We start from the raw sequence: 19,071 nt of genomic DNA, 5'->3' as shown, positions 1-19,071 counted from the left end.
CAGGACATAACGAGGAGGACAGAAGAACTTTCTGTTTTGCTATCTTTTCTCGTCTTAAAACTATCTCTTGAAACGTTCTCTCCCATAACTTCTGCTATGGATGAGTTTCAGGAGAAACGACAGGAATAGGAAGTGAAATGAAAATTGAGATGATTTGTGGCGCAGTAATAAGTGGAAAACTCTGATTGAATTTCCCGAGTCGTCGATGCCCCACAACCGAAAAACGTAGAATTTGAGGCTATCCCGATGTAAGGAACTACAAGATACCACTGGCTTAAATCGAGGCAATCAGCTTCGTTAGGTCTGGGAGATTTACGGGTTTGGTCAGGTGGTGATCGAAGCCACTCTCTTTGGACCTCCGTCGATCCTTTTCCTGACCCCATCCAGTGAGTGCAACGAGCTTGATATCGTTGAACACCGACTGCTGCCGAATCCGCCGCGCTACCTCGTTGCCATCCATGCCAGGCATGCCAATATCCATCAAAATCATATTCGGCCGATGAACAGGAATGGCCGCAAGTGCAGCAGGCCCGCTATCGACTGCTTCCACGTTGACTCCCATCGTTTCAAGCAGCATGCAAATTACTTGTGCAGCGTCGTGATTGTCGTCAACCACCAACACGCGCAGGCTAGGCTTTGCCGAAACTGTTTTCTCTGGTTGTTGCACTTTTTCACTCGCCTGGGCTTGCCTCAGTGGAAGGCGCACAACAAATTCGCTGCCTTTATCCTCCCCTTCACTTCTGGCTTCCACCGTTCCTCCATGCATTTTGACGAGGCGGTCCACCAGGCTTAGCCCGATGCCCAGCCCTTCTTGGGTCCCCATCCCGCCGCGCCGCTCCTGCGAGAATATTTCGAACAAACGAGGCAGCATTCCGGGCAGAATTCCGATGCCGTTGTCCCTCACCGATACGACAGCGCTATCGTCTTCCTGCCAAGCGTCAATCCAGATATGTCCGCCTTTCGGGGTGTAGCGGATGGCATTGTTGAGCAGATTCACAAAGATCTGCTCAAGGCGAACGGCATCCCCCTGCACAATTAAAAGTTTTTGGGGAAGGGATTCGCTCAATTCAAGTTGCTTCTCGTTGATCCCGTCCATATTTGTGTCGATGGCGTTGCGCAGTACACCAACCAGATCAGTTGGCGCTATCCGCAATTCAACTCTTCCGCTCGTAATGCGAGATATCTCCAGCAGATCATCGACCAAATGCACCATGTAGTCGACCTGACGGCTGATGATGGGCAGCAGCCGCGGAGCGGAGGCGATGCCTTCTGGCTGGGCAATCAGCGCCAGCGCATTGACGATCGGCGCGAGTGGATTGCGAAGCTCATGCGCGAGTGTGGCTAGAAACTCGTCCTTGCGCCGATTAGCCTCCAGCAAGGCTGTTTCCCCGTTAACCGTTTCAGTAATGTCCAGCGATATGCCGACATATCCCGCATACTCCCCTGGAGACGGAAACCAGGGCATAGCATGCGTCTTGAGCCACCGCCATCCGCCTTCGCGATTCCTGATCCGGACACGGTGCTTGAAGTACGAGCGATCTAAGGTCGCCTTATCGAACGCCGCAAGATAGCCGGGGGCATCGTCAGGATGGAGAATCGAACGCCACCCGCCAGCCATCAACTCCTCGACGCCCATATCCATCAGCTCTACCGCCCGCTGGTTCACATAAATCACATCACCAAGCTGGTCCACCTGCCAGATCAACGCAGGCGAAGCTTCAGCAAGCGCGCGAAACCTTGCCTCACTCTCGCGCAGGCTCTTCTCGATGCGCCTGCGCTCGCTTATGTCAACCACGTACGCCACTATCTCGTTGTAATGAAGTTGCTTCGTGGCGACCAATGCCCACCAGCGTGTACCATCCTTGCGAAATAATTCCCTCTCATAAGGGGTGATGCGCCCGGTCGTCTTGAGTTCCTCCGCCGCGCGCAAAACTGTTGAGTGCCATTCCCGCGGCGTCAGGTCATCAGACCGTAGCCTCCCTGTCTTTTGATCTTCGCGGCTAAAGCCGCTCATCTTCAGGAAGGCATCGTTCGCTTCTGTAACCAGTCCCTGTTTATTGAAGAAAACGACTCCCACCGTATCAATCTCAAGCGCTTGCCGAAAACGGTTCTCGCTCTCACGCAATGCGAGCTCGGCCAACTCCTCCTTAAGCCGGACTCTCTCTGCTTCACAAGCGCGCGCTCTGACCGATTCCGTCGTCTCGGTTACCGTTAGTAGCACGCCGGCTGCCTCGCCCCTTTCAATCGTTATCCCGTCAGAAATCTCCGCGAAAATGTTTCCTGGAACTGGGCTATATGTCAGCGTGACGAATACCTCTTTAGGTGCCCCGTTATTGAGATTCACCACCAACCGCTTATCCTCGAAATTAAAAGATTCCCACCGCTGCGTCACTCCCTCGCAAATCGGCCATGTGAAATCCCATACTTCTGGCCAGGACTCTCTTGTTGCCCGGCCAAGATAAATGGAGTGCTTTGGGCCCATCAAATCACGACAACGGTCATTGTAAATTTGTAGGAGATCCCGTCCCCAAAGCAGCATGGCGGCCGAGGGCATCAACAGCATGGTATTGACCGCAAATTTAAGATGATGCGGCCATGTCGAGAGGGGCCCAAGGCCGGAGTTTGTCCAATCGTGCGCAAAAATCACCTCGCCCATTTCGCTGCCCTGCAACCAGTAGGGCAATTTAGACTGGCTTCCCGCTACTTTAGCGTTCCCCGTTTCCGCGTTTTTTTTCATATGAAAGGCTCCCGTCGCTAAGCTCCCTGACTACAGACTAGCAAATCCTGGCTCCCAAAGATTCCCCTGCCAGGGAAAACAGGTTGTGCAACTCTTGTTCTTCTCACCTCCGTGCTCTCAACTGGAGAAGCTTGCAAAATGGCCATGGAATTCCGTACGCAAGTTCGCTTGTGGAAACCCACGCTCGTCTTCCAGTTGATAAGTGGCGGCCAATTGTTGGCCACAATTCATTTACGCATGTTGCAAAGCTGCACCGCAGAGCAATGTTGCGTGATGAACGCACCTACACTTGGATAGATCCTTCCCTTTTTGGACGCGTAAACTCCTTCGGTGGGAGCACGCTTCCGCCAACACCAACTCAGTTAATCAACAAACCTAAGTTAGTTTCATCCGTTGAGATTAGGCATCACCGACATGGCCCAGGCGATGGCCATTCTTTTCAAGACGAGCGTGATGTTACCGATTCTCGTCAATATTGCATCGTGCGACGAATTCCTGAACCGAAAGATTCCGGTCCAGGGCATGTGGATCGGTACCGCCACAGCGTGGACAGCATCTGCCTTTTTCTGGGCAACGAAGACGATTTACGGGGACTCTCAGTCGCAGTATTCTTGGACAATGAAACATCTGTTGTCGATAGCCCAAGCAGTGTGTTCATTCCGTCGGGATTGATGCACAGTTACATATTAGTTAAAGGGGAAGGGTTATTTGTGAACCATGTACTAGTAGGAGACTACAACTCGCAGCGCTCAATGCTGACGCCAAAGTATCGGAAGCCGCGCGCCGTTTGATCAACAGCGGCCGTGATATGCATGCGCTACTCGACGATCTGCTTGATTTCAACCGTGCCACGCTCGGTTAGGTATAAATATCACTCCCAGCGATGTTGATCTCAGTCAATTGTGTGCTAGCGCATTGGACCAGTTGCGTGCAGCAAATCCGGGTCGGAGGATCGATCTAGAGGTGCAGGGCGATACTTGCGGCAACTGGGATAGCCAACGACTGCAGCAGTTACTCGGCTACCTCGTGCGTAATGCGATCAAGTATGGAGCGCCAGATGCGCCGGTGTATGTGGGCGTAAATGAGGATGGCGAGGGCGTTGTCCTCGAAGTCAGGAATAGCGGTCCTGTCATCGAGCAATTGGACCTCGACCAGATCTTTGATCCTTTGAAGCGAGGCTCCGATAACGAGAACAAACACGACGCGGACGGGAACCTCGGGCTTGGACTGTACATCGCGCGAGAAATTGCCAAAGGCCATGGCGGATCTATCGAAGCCCGGTCAGACGAGACCGAAACGGTATTCACGGTGGGATTGCCGCGCAGCTGTAACTAGTTTCCTTAAGATAATCCCAAGGCACTCGATGTGTCGTTCTGCGTATACGCTAGAACCCCTCCTTGACGGTGCCTGCTTTCGTCGCAGCAGATTTTGCCGTAGTGCTGTCTGGGACAACAAATTACACTCAATCAGGTAAACGAATTAATTGCCGTAAACAACAACATTCACTTTTTCGAGGGGTTTTATAGATAATTGGTGTCTTCAAAAAACCAGGGGCTCGGCAAGGATTGGATAATGTCCGCGCCAATCTGCTGAAAGCCGGAAAAAAACGCTTCTTGCATGTAAATGTGGCTTTACGTCCTTCTTTTTCCATTTTTCAGATCACACTAAAGCCAATGACTAATAAACATAACCCTGAGACACCTGCGCTGCCTCTTCCCAGCAAGGAAGGGAAAGGACAGGTAGAAGTTCGTACGGCTGAAACAGTCGGTATGGAGTTGTTGGAGGAAAGAACGGCCCACCTTAATCGCTCTCTTGCCACGTTGCGAGCAGTCATAGAATCGGCGGCGGACGGCATGCTGGTGACGGACGAGAATGGCAACGTGCTTTGCTACAACCAGCTTTACGTTGATATGTGGGGCATTCCGCGCGAACTCATGGAAGCCGCCAAACACCCGCTGCTCATCCAGTATTGCAGCAATCATTTAAAAAAACCTCAGCAGTTCCAGCTCTTAACCGAGGAAATTTATTCAATATGGCCGCCGGAGAGCTTTGATGTACACCAGCTTAAGGATGGTCGGGTGTTTGAACGATTTACGAAAATCAAGCTTGTAGAAGGGCGAAACGTGGGTCGCGTGTGGAGCTTCAGGGATGTTACCCAACGAAAGCAGGCGGAAGCTTATACAGCACAGTTGGCGGCAATCGTTGAGTCCTCGTACGATGCAATCATTGTCAAAGATCTCAACGGTATCATTACCAGCTGGAATGCGGGGGCTGAAAGGATTTTTGGATACCGTGCCGACGAAATCATAGGCTGTTCCATATTCGGTTTGATCCCGCGCGACCGTTTGCAAGAAGAAAGCAGAATCATGAGCCTCATCAAGAGCGGGAAGCCCGTGGATCATTTTGAGACGGTACGCTTGGCGAAGGGCGGTAAGCTAATCGATGTCTCCGTTACGATATCACCCATGAAGGATAGCGTGGGCAACGTCATCGGCGCCTCCAAGGTTGCTCGCGATATCACCCAGCGCAAGGAGGCGCAGGAGCGCATCGAGCATCTCGCCCATTATGATCCGCTGACAGGGTTACCCAATCGCGCTTTACTTGCTGACCGCATTAAAATTGCCATCGCGCACGCCGACCGCTATTCCCATCGCCTGGCATTGCTGTTCGTGGATCTGGATCGTTTCAAGCTGGTCAACGATTCGCTCGGTCATGAAATTGGAGACAAACTACTTAAGGTTGTCGCAGAGCGTCTGCAATCTTCAGTGCGACAAATCGACACGATCAGCCGCGTGGGAGGTGACGAGTTTATTGTCTTGCTGGGCCAGATCGACTCGCCGGAGGATGCGGCAAGGGTTGCCCGAAAAATAATCACAGCGTTGTCTCAGCCTCACGAAATAGAGGAGCATGAGTTGTTGGTAAGTGCAAGCATCGGGATCAGCATTTATCCGGATAGTGCCAAGGACGCGAGCGGCTTGATGCGCAATGCTGACAGCTCGATGTATTGTGCCAAAGAGGCCGGTCGCAACCGGTATCAATTCTATTCGGTGGAGTTGACTTCTCGGGCAACGGAACGGCTCAGCCTTGAACGCGACCTGAGGGGTGCTGTTGAGCGTAACGAAATCTTTGCCGTATACCAGCCACAGATAGAGCTTCTTACCAGGCGTGTGATTGGCGCAGAAGCGCTTATGCGTTGGCGGCACCCCAAACGCGGTTTCGTCCCGCCCGCAAGCTTCATTCCTGTGGCCGAGGACACTGGATTAATTCTGCCACTTGGGGAGCATGTACTGCGGGAATCCTGTCTTCAGGCACGCCAGTGGCGTGCCCACTGCGGGACTGATCTTGGAGTTGCAGTGAACGTCTCAGCCGTGCAATTCCGTCAGGAAGATTTCATTGATGTGGTATTGCGTGTGCTCGAAGAAACCGGCCTTGCGGCAGAGCGCCTGGAACTTGAGGTAACTGAGAGCGTGGTAATGCAAGGTGTGGAATCGGTCATACAGAAAATGCGTATTCTTAATGCGCAGGGTATAAAAGTAGCGATTGACGATTTCGGTACCGGCTATTCCAGCCTGTCGTACTTGCGGCAATTCGTGGCGGATCGTCTGAAGATAGACCAGTCTTTCGTTCGTGACCTTCCAGAGGACCCCGACGCTGAAGCTATCGTTCGGGCGATCGTGGCGATGGGTCGCAGCCTAGGCTTGCGTGTGATTGCCGAGGGTGTTGAGACGGAAGCACAGGCGCGGTTTCTTCAGGGCATTGAGTGCGATGAAGGCCAGGGTTACTTATATGCAAAACCCATGGTTGTGAACGAGTTCGAAGCGTGGATGGCGGCCTGGAAGATGCCCTAGGCAGGCACGATACAATCGCGTTGCACCGCCGTTTTCGTTTATTAAAAGCTGTCCCCTCTGCTGATCAAGCAAGCCAGACGGCAATGCAGCTGACCTCAAGCTTGGGCATAGCGATCAGTGGGCACGGGCGCGAAGACGCAGGCACCCTCATCTCCGCGGTTGATGAGGCACTGTCGGGGGAAAAAAAACGGGCCGCGATCGGCGGAATTCAACCTATAAATGGCAATCACGTCAGTTATCAATTACTACGCGATTATTGCGAGGTATCTCTATTGTCTAAAGAAATCATGCCGGCCACGAAGAAATATACGATCGACGAGCACTAGTTACACATCCCATTCGTGATGTTGAAGCTCCACCACCCATTAACCCTGGATATGAATCATGACCAAATATTCTCCTCTTGAGCCTAGCCGTTCGACTACTCCATCAAATCCAAAAATAGATTCCGAAAACTCATCACCGGTCTCGGCTAGCAACACTCCGTTCTCGTTGGGAAAGGCATTGGAAAAAAATGATTATGTAAAGGAAAAGATAGAGGAATGCGCCACTGAGCTCTCTACCATCAATGAAACGATGAAGAAAGAAATATCGCCAATTGCAGCATCACCGCAGGTAAAAAAAGCATTGGAACAAAACAAAGATGTGGAAGAAAAAATACAGGAATCCGCTGTTACGCTAGGAGAACTCAATGACGTCCTCGTAGAGGAAATGGACGACAGCAGAAAGCTTGAACAAGAGCTCAAACAGACCAAGCAAGAATTGTCTGCGACAAGGGCATTTTTATCCACCATGGAGAACGTCGTAACGGGCGCCTCCTTGGCGGCAGAGAAAGCAACGCTGCGCACAATGCGGGATTTCGTTACGGGTATTCCCAGTCGTGAGCTGTTCAATGACCGCCTTGAACAGGCAGTTGCCCTTGCCACTCGGCACGACTGGATTTTGGCAATAATGTTTATCGACCTTGATCGTTTTAAGCTAATCAACGATACCTACGGTCATGCGACGGGTGACACGGTCTTGCAGATTGTGGCGCAACGATTGGATGAACAGGTTCGCAGTGAAGACACGGTTTGTCGTTATGGCGGTGATGAATTCCTTTATTTATTGGTGAATCCTAAAAGTCCCCGCAATATTCAACTCGTCGCAGATAGGGTTTGCGAACGTATTTCCCAACCCCTGATTATCGGCGATCTGGAGCTTACGGTTGGGGCCAGCATAGGTATTGCTGTCTATCCTAATGACGCCGGGACGCCCAGTGAACTGGTGGCAAACGCGGATGCGGCTATGTACCGGGCGAAAGAAAAAAATGGGGGTTATATCTTTTTTGACCAGGATAAAGATCCTCAGGGAAGCTCGAGTCCAACAGCGGAGTAGCTTTATAGTGCTATTACGACTTAGCCGCCCCGCTGTTGACCGCAGCCTTGAGTGTTGCACCTGGCATATACTTCAGTGAGTGCCGCACAGCTAATTGAAGCGTGGGCCGTTATCCGCGGTTTGGTTACCGGCGTATTGCCGTCATGACAGACAAGAGTATGGGCCGTGTATGGCGATATGGAGCCGATTGGGATTGATCCTGCCCAGGCGAATAGTGCCGACTACATCAGCATACAGCGTGATAGAGGGAGTGCCTATATAGTCGAGGTTATATGACAGAGGAGGGACGACCCTATTTACTGTGACCTTCCTTGCTTCGATTCCGTCGGGAGTTTAGAACGTTAATCTGATGCGCTTTTGCTTTCCCTGCTACTTGTACTTCAGTCCAATAGGCAGGGTGTGAAAAGCCTGTAGGATATGCCTCAAGGTAACTATTTTCCCTCCAGAAGATTGAAACCCCAGCCCGGCCGCATTGACCTGCTCCGGGCTTTTTTATTGGATTTTCAAGATCCCTTGGCTGGCCTGAACCCTAGTGTTTTCATTGCTGGCAATATTGATCGCCGTGAAGCTTCATACTCTTCCGATGGGGTATTCCCTATTTCCAGACGCTCCTGCATATTGGAAGCGGTCCAGCGCTCTGAGCTGGTCAAGGTTCCAGTTCTTCCCATGCAAGCGGCACCGAAACACCAAGTCCAGGACGTGCTCGGACCGACAAGGCAGAAGCAGTGGTGGCTCCTAGTCCGTTTCGCAGGTAGTCAATAAAGATTCTTCCCACCCTGTTGCTCGGCCCGCTCTTTGCCACGAAACGCGGCGGTATCACCTTGGCCAGATGCTCGACAATCGCCTGAGAGAAACCTTTCACGGTACCCCAGTCGCGCAACCTCTTGATGGGCACGACCACGTGTAAGCCCTTCCCTCCGCTGGTCTTCAGGAAAGACACTAACCCAAGTTCGTTCAGGAATATGCGGACAATCTGGGCTGCATCCTGCATGAATCTCCAACTCACTCCTTCTCCAGGGTCCAGGTCAAATACCATTCTGTCTGGCTTATCAATCGCATTCTTCGTGGCGTTTCAGGTATGAAACTCGATCACATTCATTTGCGCCGCAGCCAGAAGCCCTTCCTGTGTTGCGACTTCCAGAAACGGGGGGTGCCCAGGGTCGAGAGCCTGGTCAAGCTGAATCACCCCCGTCATCTTGTATTTTTCCAGGTGTTTCTGAAAAAACAGTTGACCCGTAATCCCGTCTGGCGCTCGCACGAGGGAGACCGGACGCCCAGAAAGGTGCTCCATCATCAGGGGTGCCACTAAACCACAATAATGGACCAAATCCATCTTGGTGAACCCGGTGGATGGACCGATCACCCTTTCCAGATGGGTGATACGCGCAGATGCAACGGCTGGGGTTGATGCCCAACCACGTTTGGGTTCAGGTCTGGGTTTGAGCTTAAGCTTAGTTTCGCCGGGACCGGCATGAACCGGTTTTTCACGCGTGATCAAGCGGCCTTCTTGTCTATTCTCAGGCCATGAAACACGGAATGGCGAATATGTTCCTCCCGGGTCCATTCGGCAAAGGAGACTTCCGCCACCAATTCGGGCCTGACCCAATGAACTTTACGGCCGACACCGGTGGCGTTGGAAAAGGGATTGGCTGTAGCTGCGACTTTGTCCAGCTGCGCCTTCAGATCGCGCAAGCTCTTGTCGCTGAATCCCGTGCCAACATTACCGGCATACCGCAGCTTTTGTTCTTTATCGTAAAAGCCCAGCAAGAGCGAGCCGATTCCTATCCTGGTGCCTTGCGGGTCGGTATAGCCGCCGGTCACGAATTCCTTGCGCTGGCAGCATTTGAGCTTTATCCAGTTGGGGGAGCGCCGGGAGACGTAGGCTGAGTCCTTGCGTTTGCCGATCAGGCCTTCCAGCCCCATGCGACAGGCAGAGACGATTATTTCGCTTGCGGGCACATCAAAGGTGGCGCTGAAGCGTACTGTCTCCGAGGAACGTGTGGCAAACAACTGTTTGAGGAATTCCCGGCGCTCAACCAACAGAGTCGCCCTTAGGTCGTGGCCGTCGTAAAAGGGCACGTCAAAAACATAGTAGATGATGTTTTGCGTACGGGAACTGTCAAAGGCATTTTGCAATGCCTGGAAGTCCGGAAGGCCGTTCTCGTTGAGCACCATTACTTCCCCATCGAGCCAGCCGCTCTTAAAACCCATCCCATTTATTGCATTAACGAGGCGGGGAAGCTTGTGGGACCAGTCATTGCCGTTGCGGGTGAAGAGCTGAATCTCCTCCCCGTCTATTCGGCTCAGCAGGTGGTAGCCATCGAACTTGATTTCGTATATCCACTCGCAGGGGTCGTTGGGAGGGCCATCGACCAGCGTGGCCAGCGTGGCTGCAGCGTGCGAGGTAGATCAGCTTTAGCTGCCCCTTCAGGCAAATGCGGCGAACCGGAGGTTTTTTTCTTTCCCGGCGCCGCCACGCCACTTGCAGCCTTCGCACTTTTAAGCGGACCCGTCACTTTAGGTGCCCCGGCTTTTGGTATTCATTATTTTCCATTGACTGCCGCCTTCAGCGTAGCGCCTGCCCTGAACGTAGGAATCCGTGAGGCTTTAATTTGCAGTTCTTCTCCCGTCCTGGGATTGCGCCCCTTGTACGCGGGGCGTTCGCGTACTTCGAAGCTGCCAAAACCCGGAAAGGATAGCGAGTCGCCTTTCTTCAGCGTCTCCGAAATGACCTCGAGCAGTGCGCCAACGGTGACTTCCATGTCAGCTTTGCTGGCGCCTGTCTTTGTTGCCATGGTTTGGATAAATTCTTTTCTCGTCATTATCTGAAATCTCCCTTTAATGTGATTTGAAGTAGTTACCCCTCCAACCCCTTTCGACCTTTGACGGGCTGGACACAAAGATAGGCAAGCGGATCGGAAGCTTGCCCACTTGCTAGTGCGCGTGCGTCACGGGACGTCGCGCCAGCTCATGGTGTAGTTGGGCGACATGTTTTCCGGTTGCATCGCCCAAGGCTTCCGGTTTCCGGTGGAAAAAACTGACAAGGTATTGCGTCGCGCCACAGCCGGCCAGCGACGGGAGAACGCCCGTCAACAGGCAATTCAACATCAAGACCGCTGTCTCTGCTGTCCCTCCCAGACCAAAAACGAGATACAGCAATTTGATAAATACGGCACTCCAAATTCTGACTTGTTCGGAGCCGCCTTAATGAATTCCAACGGATGCACTATCTTGTCATAGAGTATTCGAAGATATTAAGATAATTGTTGTCTTTCAGCTGTGTTTATTTCCGATGGATGTCCGGGAAGGCCACATTACAAAGAAATGAGATAAAGAGGGGTCGAGCGAATCTTTTTTCTACTAAAGGAGAGCACCATGCCTTCAAATAACGATAACAATAACGACCAGAAACCAGGTGGATCAGAAAGTGATCGGGGCTTTTGTTCCAGTGAAGGTAGAAGATCGGCTCAAGATAAAGAAAACGCACATGAGTTAGATTCGGGCGAAGTTCGTGAGCCGGGCAATAAAGGCGGACAAAGCAGCCATGGCGAAACTGGATACCAAAAAGGAGGTAGCCAAGGAAACCAACGTCAAACAACCAATGCCGAGTCTGGCTCAACCCGCGGGAGTTCGTTTGAGCAGCATGTCGACGCAGACAGAAAAGGACGTCAGAGTCATCATGGCAGCAAGTCTGAGCAACTTCCAAGTGGTAGGCGAGAAAATCAGAAGCAAGGAACCAATAGAGAGACCGGAACTACTCGTGGGGGTGCATTTAAGCATAATGCCAAGGGCTAATATCGGAGTCATGGAAATGAGTAAGTCGAGCATCGGGGCCTTGTCTCAAGACGATCCTGCTGCCACCCAGAATGCTACGGCTGTGAGCTCTAGCGATGAGGGCACTGCGTGCACGCCGGAGCAACTACCCAGAATTAGACCAATGCGGATTACCGTACAGAGCAAATTCTTCCAGGAAGGATAATAAGCTGGATTAGGATTTGGTTAGGAAAGGATAATTTTTGCCTGGGCATATCAGCCACCTTAGGAGACAAGATGAACGCAGAGCAGGGGACTTATAAGGGATATAACATTTTTATCAGTACTGAGCACGACGATACCCTTGACGTGTGGAACGGCCGCTACAGGATTCTTGATAAAAGTGGAAAGGTTGTATTGGAGAGCCTTGTCCCGCCGCTGGACGACGAAAGCAAGGCTGAGGAGTCTGCAAACGTAGAAGCTCGTGCATGGATTGATGGCGATAGCGACAAGCTTTCCGGCACGCCCCAATAGTTATGGAATTACCGACATAAGCCTTGGCAGAACATTGCGCAAAGCCTTTGTGCCGGGTGCCGCTGCCAGCATTCTTTCCGCCATTTCCCTTGCGGTTTCTGGGCAAGAGTGAGTTGAACAGGTCCGCTGCACCGGTTAATGGTCCCAGCCAATGGGTCTGGGGAAGGCATGCGCCGTTCAAGAATAGTTTCAGCCTTAAATACACCGTCCTGGGGTATGCAATCCATCATGCCGCGTCTGTGTTCTGGGCTATTCTTCACGAAAAACTTCAGGAAGGGTTTAAGGCAAAAAACTGCACAGCGGTAATCGCTCCTGCCCTTGCGGCCACAGCGGCGGCTTATGTAGTCGACTTCTATGTTGCCCCTAAACGGCTCAGCCCGGGGTTTGAGCATCGCCTTTCAAAACGCGCCTTGTTTATTGTCTACGGATCTTTTGCCTTGGGTCTAGCGGGGGTAGCCTTCCTTCGTCTACCCGATAAGTCTCGAATGCTCGCCGCAGATCACTTGAAGTAGCAAGAAACACTGTTTAGCGGACTATTTGCGCCGAAGGCAACTGCAATGCGCCTGCATGAGTTTTATGAGCCTATCGCAAGTCCCAGGCAAAATCCGCTACTGGCTGTTTTGCCTTGTGTGGATTACGCACGCCTTCTGCCCGACTTCCAACTCGTTCGCCTACCGGTCGGGGAAAGCATCTATGAAATTAACGCCCCAATCGCCCGTCTGCATTTTCCGACCGATTGCATTGCCGTTAGCTTGCATAAGCTCAAGAATGGCGCATCCGTAACAACTTCCGCCACGGGAAGCGAAGGAATGGTGGGGATATCCTGCATACCGGGGAGCCAGAACGCCTTGGCGCCAGTGGTTGTGTTAAGCGAGGGCAGCGCCTTCCAAATCAAAGCCGCCTTGTTGAAAAAAGAATTTCAATGCGGAGGAAATTTTCACCGCTTGCTCCTGCGGTTTACAGTTGCCCTGCTTACCCAGACAGAGCAGATTGCGGTTGGTAACTGCCATAATAATATCGAGCAGAGATTAAGTCATTTCCTGTTGATTATTGTTGATCGCCACCCCCACGATGAGCTCTATACGACCCATGAACAGGTAGCAATCTTTCTTGCGGTGCGACGCGAAGGTATCTCTATGGCTACGAAAAAACTGGAAGCCATCGGCGCGGTCCGATGTCGTCGCGGTCACATCACTGTATGCAACCGCCGGGAATGGGAGGAACTCGCAGGTGAGGGTTACGCAGCTGTTGCCAAGGAATATCGGCGTCTACACGAGTATCAGAAGATTCTGGCCGAGACGATTCTATATATCGCAATGCGAACTAACGTACATATTTCATTATGTAAAAAAGGAAAATAGGAAAAAATAGTTAGGAGAGAGCAATGAAAGAAAAGCTTGTCATCGGGAGGTATTGATACTGGTAAATCGGATGAGCTCATGTCCCTATTTTATTATTGATAACGTATTTTATATTGCCGTTCTCACCCCTTTTCCCCCCTACTGTACGGTAGTTCCCTTGGTGCTGGGGACAGTGGATATATGCCCTCAAAGCCCATCCTCGTTGAGCTGTCATTATGGGGTACACCTCAACCATACACCTGCACCTGACACTATCACCGTCATTTTTTGTCAGTTTAAGATTAGAAATCATCTTACTTGACAGCAACGGACGAAGGTCATAGACTCTAACTGGACATTTAGGAGAAAGAGATCATGACCAGTCAGAGAATTGGATACGTTCGTGTGAGCTCGCTTGACCAGAACGCCGAGAGCCAGCTTGACGGCATTTATTCGGACAAGGTGTTCACCGACAAGGCATCAGGCAAGGATACGAACAGGCCACAACTTCAGGCAGCCCTGAATCATCTTCGTGCAGGGGATACGCTCGTCGTTCATTCCATGGACCGGCTGGCACGAAATGTGGAGGACATGCTCAGGCTTGTGAGGGAGATGAAAGATCGAGGTGTATCGGTTGAATTCATCAAGGAGAATATGAGCTTTACGGCAGGCAGTGATGACCCTCGTTCCATCCTGATGTTTACTATGCTCAGCGCCTTCGCACAGTTTGAGCGTTCGCTTATCAGGGAAAGGCAGCGGGAAGGGATAGCGCTGGCGAAGGCCAAGGGAACGGTCTACAAGGGCAGGAAGCCAGCGTTAAACGCGGAGAGGATTGCTCAACTGCGAGAACAGGCCGCAACGGGTGCAAACCGGACAAAACTGGCGAAAGAGTTTGGAATAAGCAGGGAGACTCTTTACCAATATATCCGATAAAAAGGGGTAAGGCCGGGAAGGAAGAAACGCCACTAATTGGCGATGAACTCAGCAGAGGTTAAAGGTAAATATGGCCCATCTCCTGCGAAATATCCCCCCAATGGTTCGGACCGGCTGGAATGCAGTCGGCTCCAACTCAATGTCATCTGGTTTATTTTGTCACAAGCAGGTTTTTAACCTCTTTCACTCCAGCCACCGCACCAGCCAGTGCTTTAGCCCTATCGCTGCTTGGCGACGAATCGACTGATCCGCTTAATGTCACCACGCCTTTTATTGTATCAACACCGATTTGTAGTGTTTTGAGACCGGGCTCGGCAAATATGCCTGCTTTTACCTTGGTCGTAATCTCGGCATCATCAATAGTCACACTGGCCTTCTCGCCTTGCTTGCCAAGTTTTTTACCGATTTCATCGGCTGCTTCACCTATTCTCTTGCTGGCTTCACCAGCCGTCTGGTCTATTTTTTTACCTGCGGTTTCTGCGGGCCCCGGCTTGTCGCATGCGGTAAGCCCGCAGACGAATAGCATCGAGATACCGATTAATGTGAGATTCTCTTTTACTTTCATTTCGGTTCCTTTTTAATTTTATTTACACCGCTAAAAATACATCCTGATTGATCGCCCACGGTTGAGCGATAGTCCTTTTTCTTGTTCTGACTGCGGCGCTCCCGTCGACTCTGCTGACCAACGATGTCGCCCTGTTCTTTGTCGTCCCGCCGACCGTCGGTCTGCATAAGGTGAGTACGGCACCGGTAAGGGGTCTTATCGCTTTGTTAGGTTTTTTGGGTTGCGATAGAAACTAAAGGCCGCGAGCCAACAAGCTGGCGCCAAGTTCTTTTAGGCGAACAACAAATGGACGTTGCCGCCATTTTTTCAATATGACAAGCTGGGAAGATTCAATATCTTTGTCGAACAGTGCCTTCATTTGCGCACCGAATTCTTGCCCAAGAACGACCGCGTTGATTTCCTGGTTTTGCTCCAAACTTAACCAGTCAAGATTGGTCGAGCCTATGGTGGACCACACGCCGTCGATTAATGCGGTCTTCGCATGTAATAAAACATCCTCCCGTTCATAGATCTTCACTCCAACACTCAGCAATTGGTCATAGTAAGAGTGTGCCGCATAAAATACCAGGTTCGAATCGGTTTTGTTCGGTAACATTAATCGCACGTCAACGCCGCGCTGGGCTGCGCCCTTCAACGCAGCCAGTAGCCGCGAATCCGGTACAAAATACGCGGTAGTCACATACGCATAGGTTTGAGCGTTATTTATAGCGGATATAAGCGTAGCGTAAAGGCGGCTGTAAGGATCAGCCGGCGAACTGCCAACGGCCCGCACTACTTCGTTACCCCTACTGCCTATCTGCGGAAAAAAAGATTTCGCTGCGATGGGCTCACCCTGCTGTCTTTCCCACGTCGCCATAAACAATTTCTGGAAATCACTGACGACGGGGCCTTCGATACGCAGATGCGTATCGCGCCACGGTGGGGAATCCCTAGTAGGAGGTTTTGATCGGAATGATCCGCTGGAATATACGCTGCTAATATTGACGCCGCCTACAAAGGCGACCTGCCCGTCAATCACGAGCAACTTACGGTGATCCCGGCCTACTTCCCATTTCTTGCGAAGGCTGAGCGGGTTGAGGGGATTGAATTCGAGTATCGCAATTCCGCTGTCGATTAATGGCTGGAAAAATTCTTCAGGTGTATCGGCTGACCCCACACTGTCGTAAATCAAATGTACCTGTATGCCCTGCTTTTGCTTTTCAATCAACGCAGCGGCAAAGCGACGACCAACTTCGTCGTCTTCGATACTATAGGTTTCCATGTTGATATGATTTTTGGCGCCCTGTATTGCCGCATACATCGATTTGTAGGTGGTGGGACCATCGACCAACAGCGTTACCTTGTTGCCCATCGTAAGCGAGCTTCCCGACAGTTCCTCTTCCTGGGCAAGATGCTTGTTAAAGATATCTGTTTCAGGACTGCCCTTTTTGAGATTCGACAGGACTGCCTTGCTTTCCTGGACAGAGAGTATGCCCTGTGAGCCATTGATATGCACGGAACGGTTAGAATGTGCGGTTTTATCTGGGATTGAGCGGGAACCGCACCCAACGAGCAGAATTATCGCGCACAGAGCTACTGAATATCTCGGGGCTTTCATGAAACGAGCCTCCTCTGGGAGGTATTTACGAGACCGTCAAAATGAAGACGCAGGGAATGTTAACCGCGGTAACCCTTTGAGCGCATGCAGGAAGAATAAGCGGCCTGATATCGTGCATCATGCGACTTACTTTCATTGAGGCCGTAGAGGCTGCCGCCTGCTGCACCGGTCAAGCCACCTATGGCGGCTCCTTTTCCCGCATTCCCTCCCCCCGCGATGGCACCTCCGGCGGCACCTACTGCTGCGCCAATAGCAGCACCCAGCACGGCACTTGTGAACACCTCCTCGGTTTTGCTGTTTACCTGATCATCTGCATACTCGTTGCATGTTGCGATGATGGACTGTGCAGGCTGCGCCGTCATCCGATGGTTCTTTACCCGGACGACGTTCGCGCTCCCTACATTCTGGGTCACCTGGGCTTTTGTTTCACTGATTCGCGCCGGTTTGGATTCAGGAGCCTCAATCTTTGATTCTCGTCCTGCTAGCATTGTGACCCCGACGGTTGTGCCCACCAACAGTATTCCGATTGTTGCGAGCATCCATGGGTTAAGCGATTCGTGCGACATGGTATTTTCCTTGAAGGTACTTCGTTGCCCTTGGGCTCGGCTAACGCAGCCGAGAATTTTAGTGGGAGTTGCGATCCTGGTAGCCATGACCTGCTTTTCGCTTATCATGGCTGCGAACCTTTCGCTGTATTTCTTAATTCTGACCACGAGCTTGGCTGCCCTGATTTCTCAGGGCCGCTCGATTCCGGCCTTTTGTTTCCAGTAGGCCACTCGGCGTTTGAGTTCTCACTTCCTTTCTGACTTCTGTAACCAAACGCCGCCCTACCGGGTTTCTAACTGCATCCCTACTCGAATGCCGTTTGGTATCTTCGCCGGCTAACCCGGACTTTCTAAAGCCCAGCATGATGCCGGCCAACAATAGCTCAAGCCGACTGTAGGCGCGTTCCCGCTCCTTTAGAGCGCATCTCACATTTGGAATCGTCGCCAGGCAGCAACCTGAGTCTCGAGTTCTTCCGCACACTTTACTCGCATCGATGGTAATGACTATTGGACTGAAGTACACCCTAGGGAGTCGGTCACTGGGTTCTGGTTCATGTGAAATTTCGGAACTCTTTACGGACGCAAAAAAAAAGATTGGAAAGCGGTGAAAAGCAGGAAAGCCCGGACTATGCGGGGACGTACATCCACATCAACTCGTTAAGGCTCAGCCAAAAAAGCTGTACCAAAGTCCACTGTTAATTAATCCCGAAGTCCGTAAGATCGGAGGAGTGCAGAAACACGTGACATTCCAGGCGAGATTGAGCCGAGGCGAGCGTACGCAAATGAGCAGGATATTGTCATAGAAAAGGACGGCAAGCGCGAATACTATCGTCCCAATTGATATTTTTGAAGACATGGCGGCGTCTTACCAAGGCTTGGACCATGTTGCTCTTTATAAAGCAGCTAAGGCGACGGACGACGGAACTCGCATTCCTGCCGAGGCTGTCGATGCCGAACTCGACGGCGTCCATCCGATCAAGGCATGGGCTATCAATGTTCTTTATCAATTTCACAAGCGTTAAATTTTCCGGTTGATCTTTTTACAAAGTAAGAGGCGGAGCATGTCCAGTACAAACGTAGAATTTCTCGTCGTCAATATCTCCAAGATCGAGGCTATCGTCGAGGAGCTGCCACACATTGGGTCGCGAAGGGAGATGAAGGCCAAAGTCGACGAGATCCTGCGGCTTGCTGAGCTGGCGCGGCAACAGGCTTACAGGCTGGCTGATAGCGAATCGAAAGAGACTTACGCGCCGAACTTCGATGTTCTGTGGGGCGGCCGGCCAAAGAAAGATGGAGCGGAAACGCCTATTAAGCCACCCAGACTAGGGAAAAATGAGCCGACGCAGCTGGAGAATATTGGCACAACGGAAAGGCGTTTAGAGAGAGTTAAAGTGACGTGGGAGCGCCGTATTAATCCTTGGAAATACAACGGAGAGGACTAGCATGGAGAGGCTCAGGCTTTCCTCTGACCACTGAAGCCTTCCAGTGTTGGCGCGTGACGAGAAATGTGAACATGCCGACCCCGGCGAAGAACACCTCAACTCATTGCACAAATTGATGGCATGGCGCGGTGGGGAAGAAAGACAGCAAGCAATAGACAATTGCTTAATACATCTAAATGTGCGGCCGCATAGAACAATCCGAAACACGTGGGCACGACGCGAGGGGCTCTTATCCCAAAATTTGGGAGCCCGATTGGTTGGGTGGTGATCCTGGCCCCGAGTACAACCTTAGCCCTGGTCGCCCTGCCCTGTTGCTCCATTTGTTGACAGGAAAGCTTCAGTCCGATTACCTCACGTGAGGGTGCAGAACGCCGAACGAAGCCGCGGCGAAGCGTAAACC

The 19,071-nt window shown here is 51.6% G+C and carries 19 protein-coding genes and 1 pseudogene; 12 read left to right on the top strand and 8 right to left on the bottom strand.

Translation table 11 applies throughout. The annotated features are described in order from the left end of the window. Positions 1 to 274 precede the first annotated feature (274 nt). A complete protein-coding gene (locus C8R31_RS01855; protein WP_107692363.1) occupies positions 275 to 2,737 on the bottom strand; it encodes a PAS domain S-box protein in 2,463 nt (820 codons plus the stop codon). Between the two features lie 170 nt (positions 2,738 to 2,907). Here C8R31_RS01855 and C8R31_RS16710 point away from each other — a divergent pair, with 170 nt between their 5' ends. The 5 genes from C8R31_RS16710 (at position 2,908) to C8R31_RS01830 (ending at position 7,962) form a co-directional block, all read left to right on the top strand. Then, complete coding sequence (locus tag C8R31_RS16710) at positions 2,908 to 3,528, top strand: hypothetical protein (RefSeq protein ID WP_375136110.1); 621 nt, start codon at positions 2,908 to 2,910, stop codon at positions 3,526 to 3,528. A gap of 172 nt (positions 3,529 to 3,700) precedes the next feature. Continuing rightward, on the top strand, positions 3,701 to 4,072 hold the full coding sequence (locus tag C8R31_RS01845; RefSeq protein ID WP_219907423.1) for a sensor histidine kinase KdpD: 372 nt from the start codon (positions 3,701 to 3,703) through the stop codon (positions 4,070 to 4,072). A 338-nt stretch (positions 4,073 to 4,410) separates the two neighbouring features. After that, positions 4,411 to 6,585: an EAL domain-containing protein gene (locus tag C8R31_RS01840; protein WP_258192494.1), complete on the top strand. Its 2,175-nt coding sequence runs from the start codon at positions 4,411 to 4,413 to the stop codon at positions 6,583 to 6,585. Next, entirely contained in the window at positions 6,558 to 6,911 is a 354-nt protein-coding gene (locus C8R31_RS01835; protein ID WP_107692361.1) for a hypothetical protein, read from the top strand. Before C8R31_RS01840 ends, C8R31_RS01835 begins: the two co-directional genes overlap by 28 nt. A gap of 58 nt (positions 6,912 to 6,969) precedes the next feature. Next, positions 6,970 to 7,962 (top strand): diguanylate cyclase domain-containing protein, encoded by a 993-nt coding sequence (locus tag C8R31_RS01830; RefSeq protein WP_107692360.1) that lies wholly within the window; start codon positions 6,970 to 6,972, stop codon positions 7,960 to 7,962. A 646-nt stretch (positions 7,963 to 8,608) separates the two neighbouring features. Here C8R31_RS01830 and ligD (C8R31_RS16705) read toward each other — a convergent pair. The 4 genes and pseudogenes from ligD (C8R31_RS16705) to C8R31_RS16700 all read right to left on the bottom strand — a co-directional run bounded on the left by ligD (C8R31_RS16705) (position 8,609) and on the right by C8R31_RS16700 (position 10,967). After that, positions 8,609 to 9,253, bottom strand: a pseudogene (gene ligD / locus C8R31_RS16705) (non-homologous end-joining DNA ligase). Positions 9,254 to 9,456: 203 nt separating this feature from the next. Then, positions 9,457 to 10,293, bottom strand: a complete 837-nt coding sequence (gene ligD, locus C8R31_RS16385; RefSeq protein ID WP_258192529.1) for a non-homologous end-joining DNA ligase — start codon at positions 10,291 to 10,293, stop codon at positions 9,457 to 9,459. A 212-nt stretch (positions 10,294 to 10,505) separates the two neighbouring features. Continuing rightward, positions 10,506 to 10,784 (bottom strand): HU family DNA-binding protein, encoded by a 279-nt coding sequence (locus C8R31_RS01820; protein ID WP_107692359.1) that lies wholly within the window; start codon positions 10,782 to 10,784, stop codon positions 10,506 to 10,508. 126 nt (positions 10,785 to 10,910) lie between these two features. Then, entirely contained in the window at positions 10,911 to 10,967 is a 57-nt protein-coding gene (locus C8R31_RS16700) for a hypothetical protein (protein ID WP_375136109.1), read from the bottom strand. A 370-nt stretch (positions 10,968 to 11,337) separates the two neighbouring features. On the opposite strand from C8R31_RS16700, the gene C8R31_RS15920 reads away from it, so the two are divergent. The 5 genes from C8R31_RS15920 to C8R31_RS01785 all read left to right on the top strand — a co-directional run bounded on the left by C8R31_RS15920 (position 11,338) and on the right by C8R31_RS01785 (position 14,522). After that, positions 11,338 to 11,757 (top strand): hypothetical protein, encoded by a 420-nt coding sequence (locus C8R31_RS15920; protein WP_181320337.1) that lies wholly within the window; start codon positions 11,338 to 11,340, stop codon positions 11,755 to 11,757. A 255-nt stretch (positions 11,758 to 12,012) separates the two neighbouring features. Continuing rightward, positions 12,013 to 12,249 carry a hypothetical protein gene (locus C8R31_RS01800; protein ID WP_107692356.1) on the top strand — a complete coding sequence of 79 codons (237 nt, stop codon included), beginning with the start codon at positions 12,013 to 12,015 and terminating at the stop codon, positions 12,247 to 12,249. Positions 12,250 to 12,362: 113 nt separating this feature from the next. After that, the gene (locus tag C8R31_RS01795) at positions 12,363 to 12,761 is read left to right on the top strand and encodes a hypothetical protein (RefSeq protein WP_258192490.1); all 399 of its coding nucleotides are present in this window, start codon (positions 12,363 to 12,365) and stop codon (positions 12,759 to 12,761) included. A gap of 45 nt (positions 12,762 to 12,806) precedes the next feature. Then, positions 12,807 to 13,610 (top strand): Crp/Fnr family transcriptional regulator, encoded by an 804-nt coding sequence (locus tag C8R31_RS01790; protein WP_107692355.1) that lies wholly within the window; start codon positions 12,807 to 12,809, stop codon positions 13,608 to 13,610. Between the two features lie 354 nt (positions 13,611 to 13,964). After that, the gene (locus C8R31_RS01785) at positions 13,965 to 14,522 is read left to right on the top strand and encodes a recombinase family protein (RefSeq protein WP_107692354.1); all 558 of its coding nucleotides are present in this window, start codon (positions 13,965 to 13,967) and stop codon (positions 14,520 to 14,522) included. A 151-nt stretch (positions 14,523 to 14,673) separates the two neighbouring features. Here C8R31_RS01785 and C8R31_RS01780 read toward each other — a convergent pair whose 3' ends face one another. The 3 genes from C8R31_RS01780 to C8R31_RS15915 form a co-directional block, all read right to left on the bottom strand. Beyond that, positions 14,674 to 15,087, bottom strand: a complete 414-nt coding sequence (locus C8R31_RS01780) for a BON domain-containing protein (RefSeq protein WP_107692353.1) — start codon at positions 15,085 to 15,087, stop codon at positions 14,674 to 14,676. A gap of 232 nt (positions 15,088 to 15,319) precedes the next feature. Beyond that, on the bottom strand, positions 15,320 to 16,684 hold the full coding sequence (gene cls, locus C8R31_RS01770) for a cardiolipin synthase (RefSeq protein WP_107692352.1): 1,365 nt from the start codon (positions 16,682 to 16,684) through the stop codon (positions 15,320 to 15,322). Between the two features lie 59 nt (positions 16,685 to 16,743). After that, positions 16,744 to 17,250, bottom strand: a complete 507-nt coding sequence (locus C8R31_RS15915) for a hypothetical protein (RefSeq protein WP_181320335.1) — start codon at positions 17,248 to 17,250, stop codon at positions 16,744 to 16,746. 833 nt (positions 17,251 to 18,083) lie between these two features. Between C8R31_RS15915 and C8R31_RS15910 the strand changes: the two genes are divergently transcribed. Then, entirely contained in the window at positions 18,084 to 18,251 is a 168-nt protein-coding gene (locus tag C8R31_RS15910) for a hypothetical protein (protein WP_181320333.1), read from the top strand. A 39-nt stretch (positions 18,252 to 18,290) separates the two neighbouring features. Beyond that, positions 18,291 to 18,671, top strand: a complete 381-nt coding sequence (locus C8R31_RS01755) for a hypothetical protein (protein WP_107692350.1) — start codon at positions 18,291 to 18,293, stop codon at positions 18,669 to 18,671. The last annotated feature ends 400 nt before the right edge of the window (positions 18,672 to 19,071 follow it).

This window comes from Nitrosospira sp. Nsp2 (genome assembly GCF_003050965.1).
Lineage (GTDB): Bacteria > Pseudomonadota > Gammaproteobacteria > Burkholderiales > Nitrosomonadaceae > Nitrosospira.
This window is presented reverse-complemented; position numbering and strand designations above follow the sequence as displayed.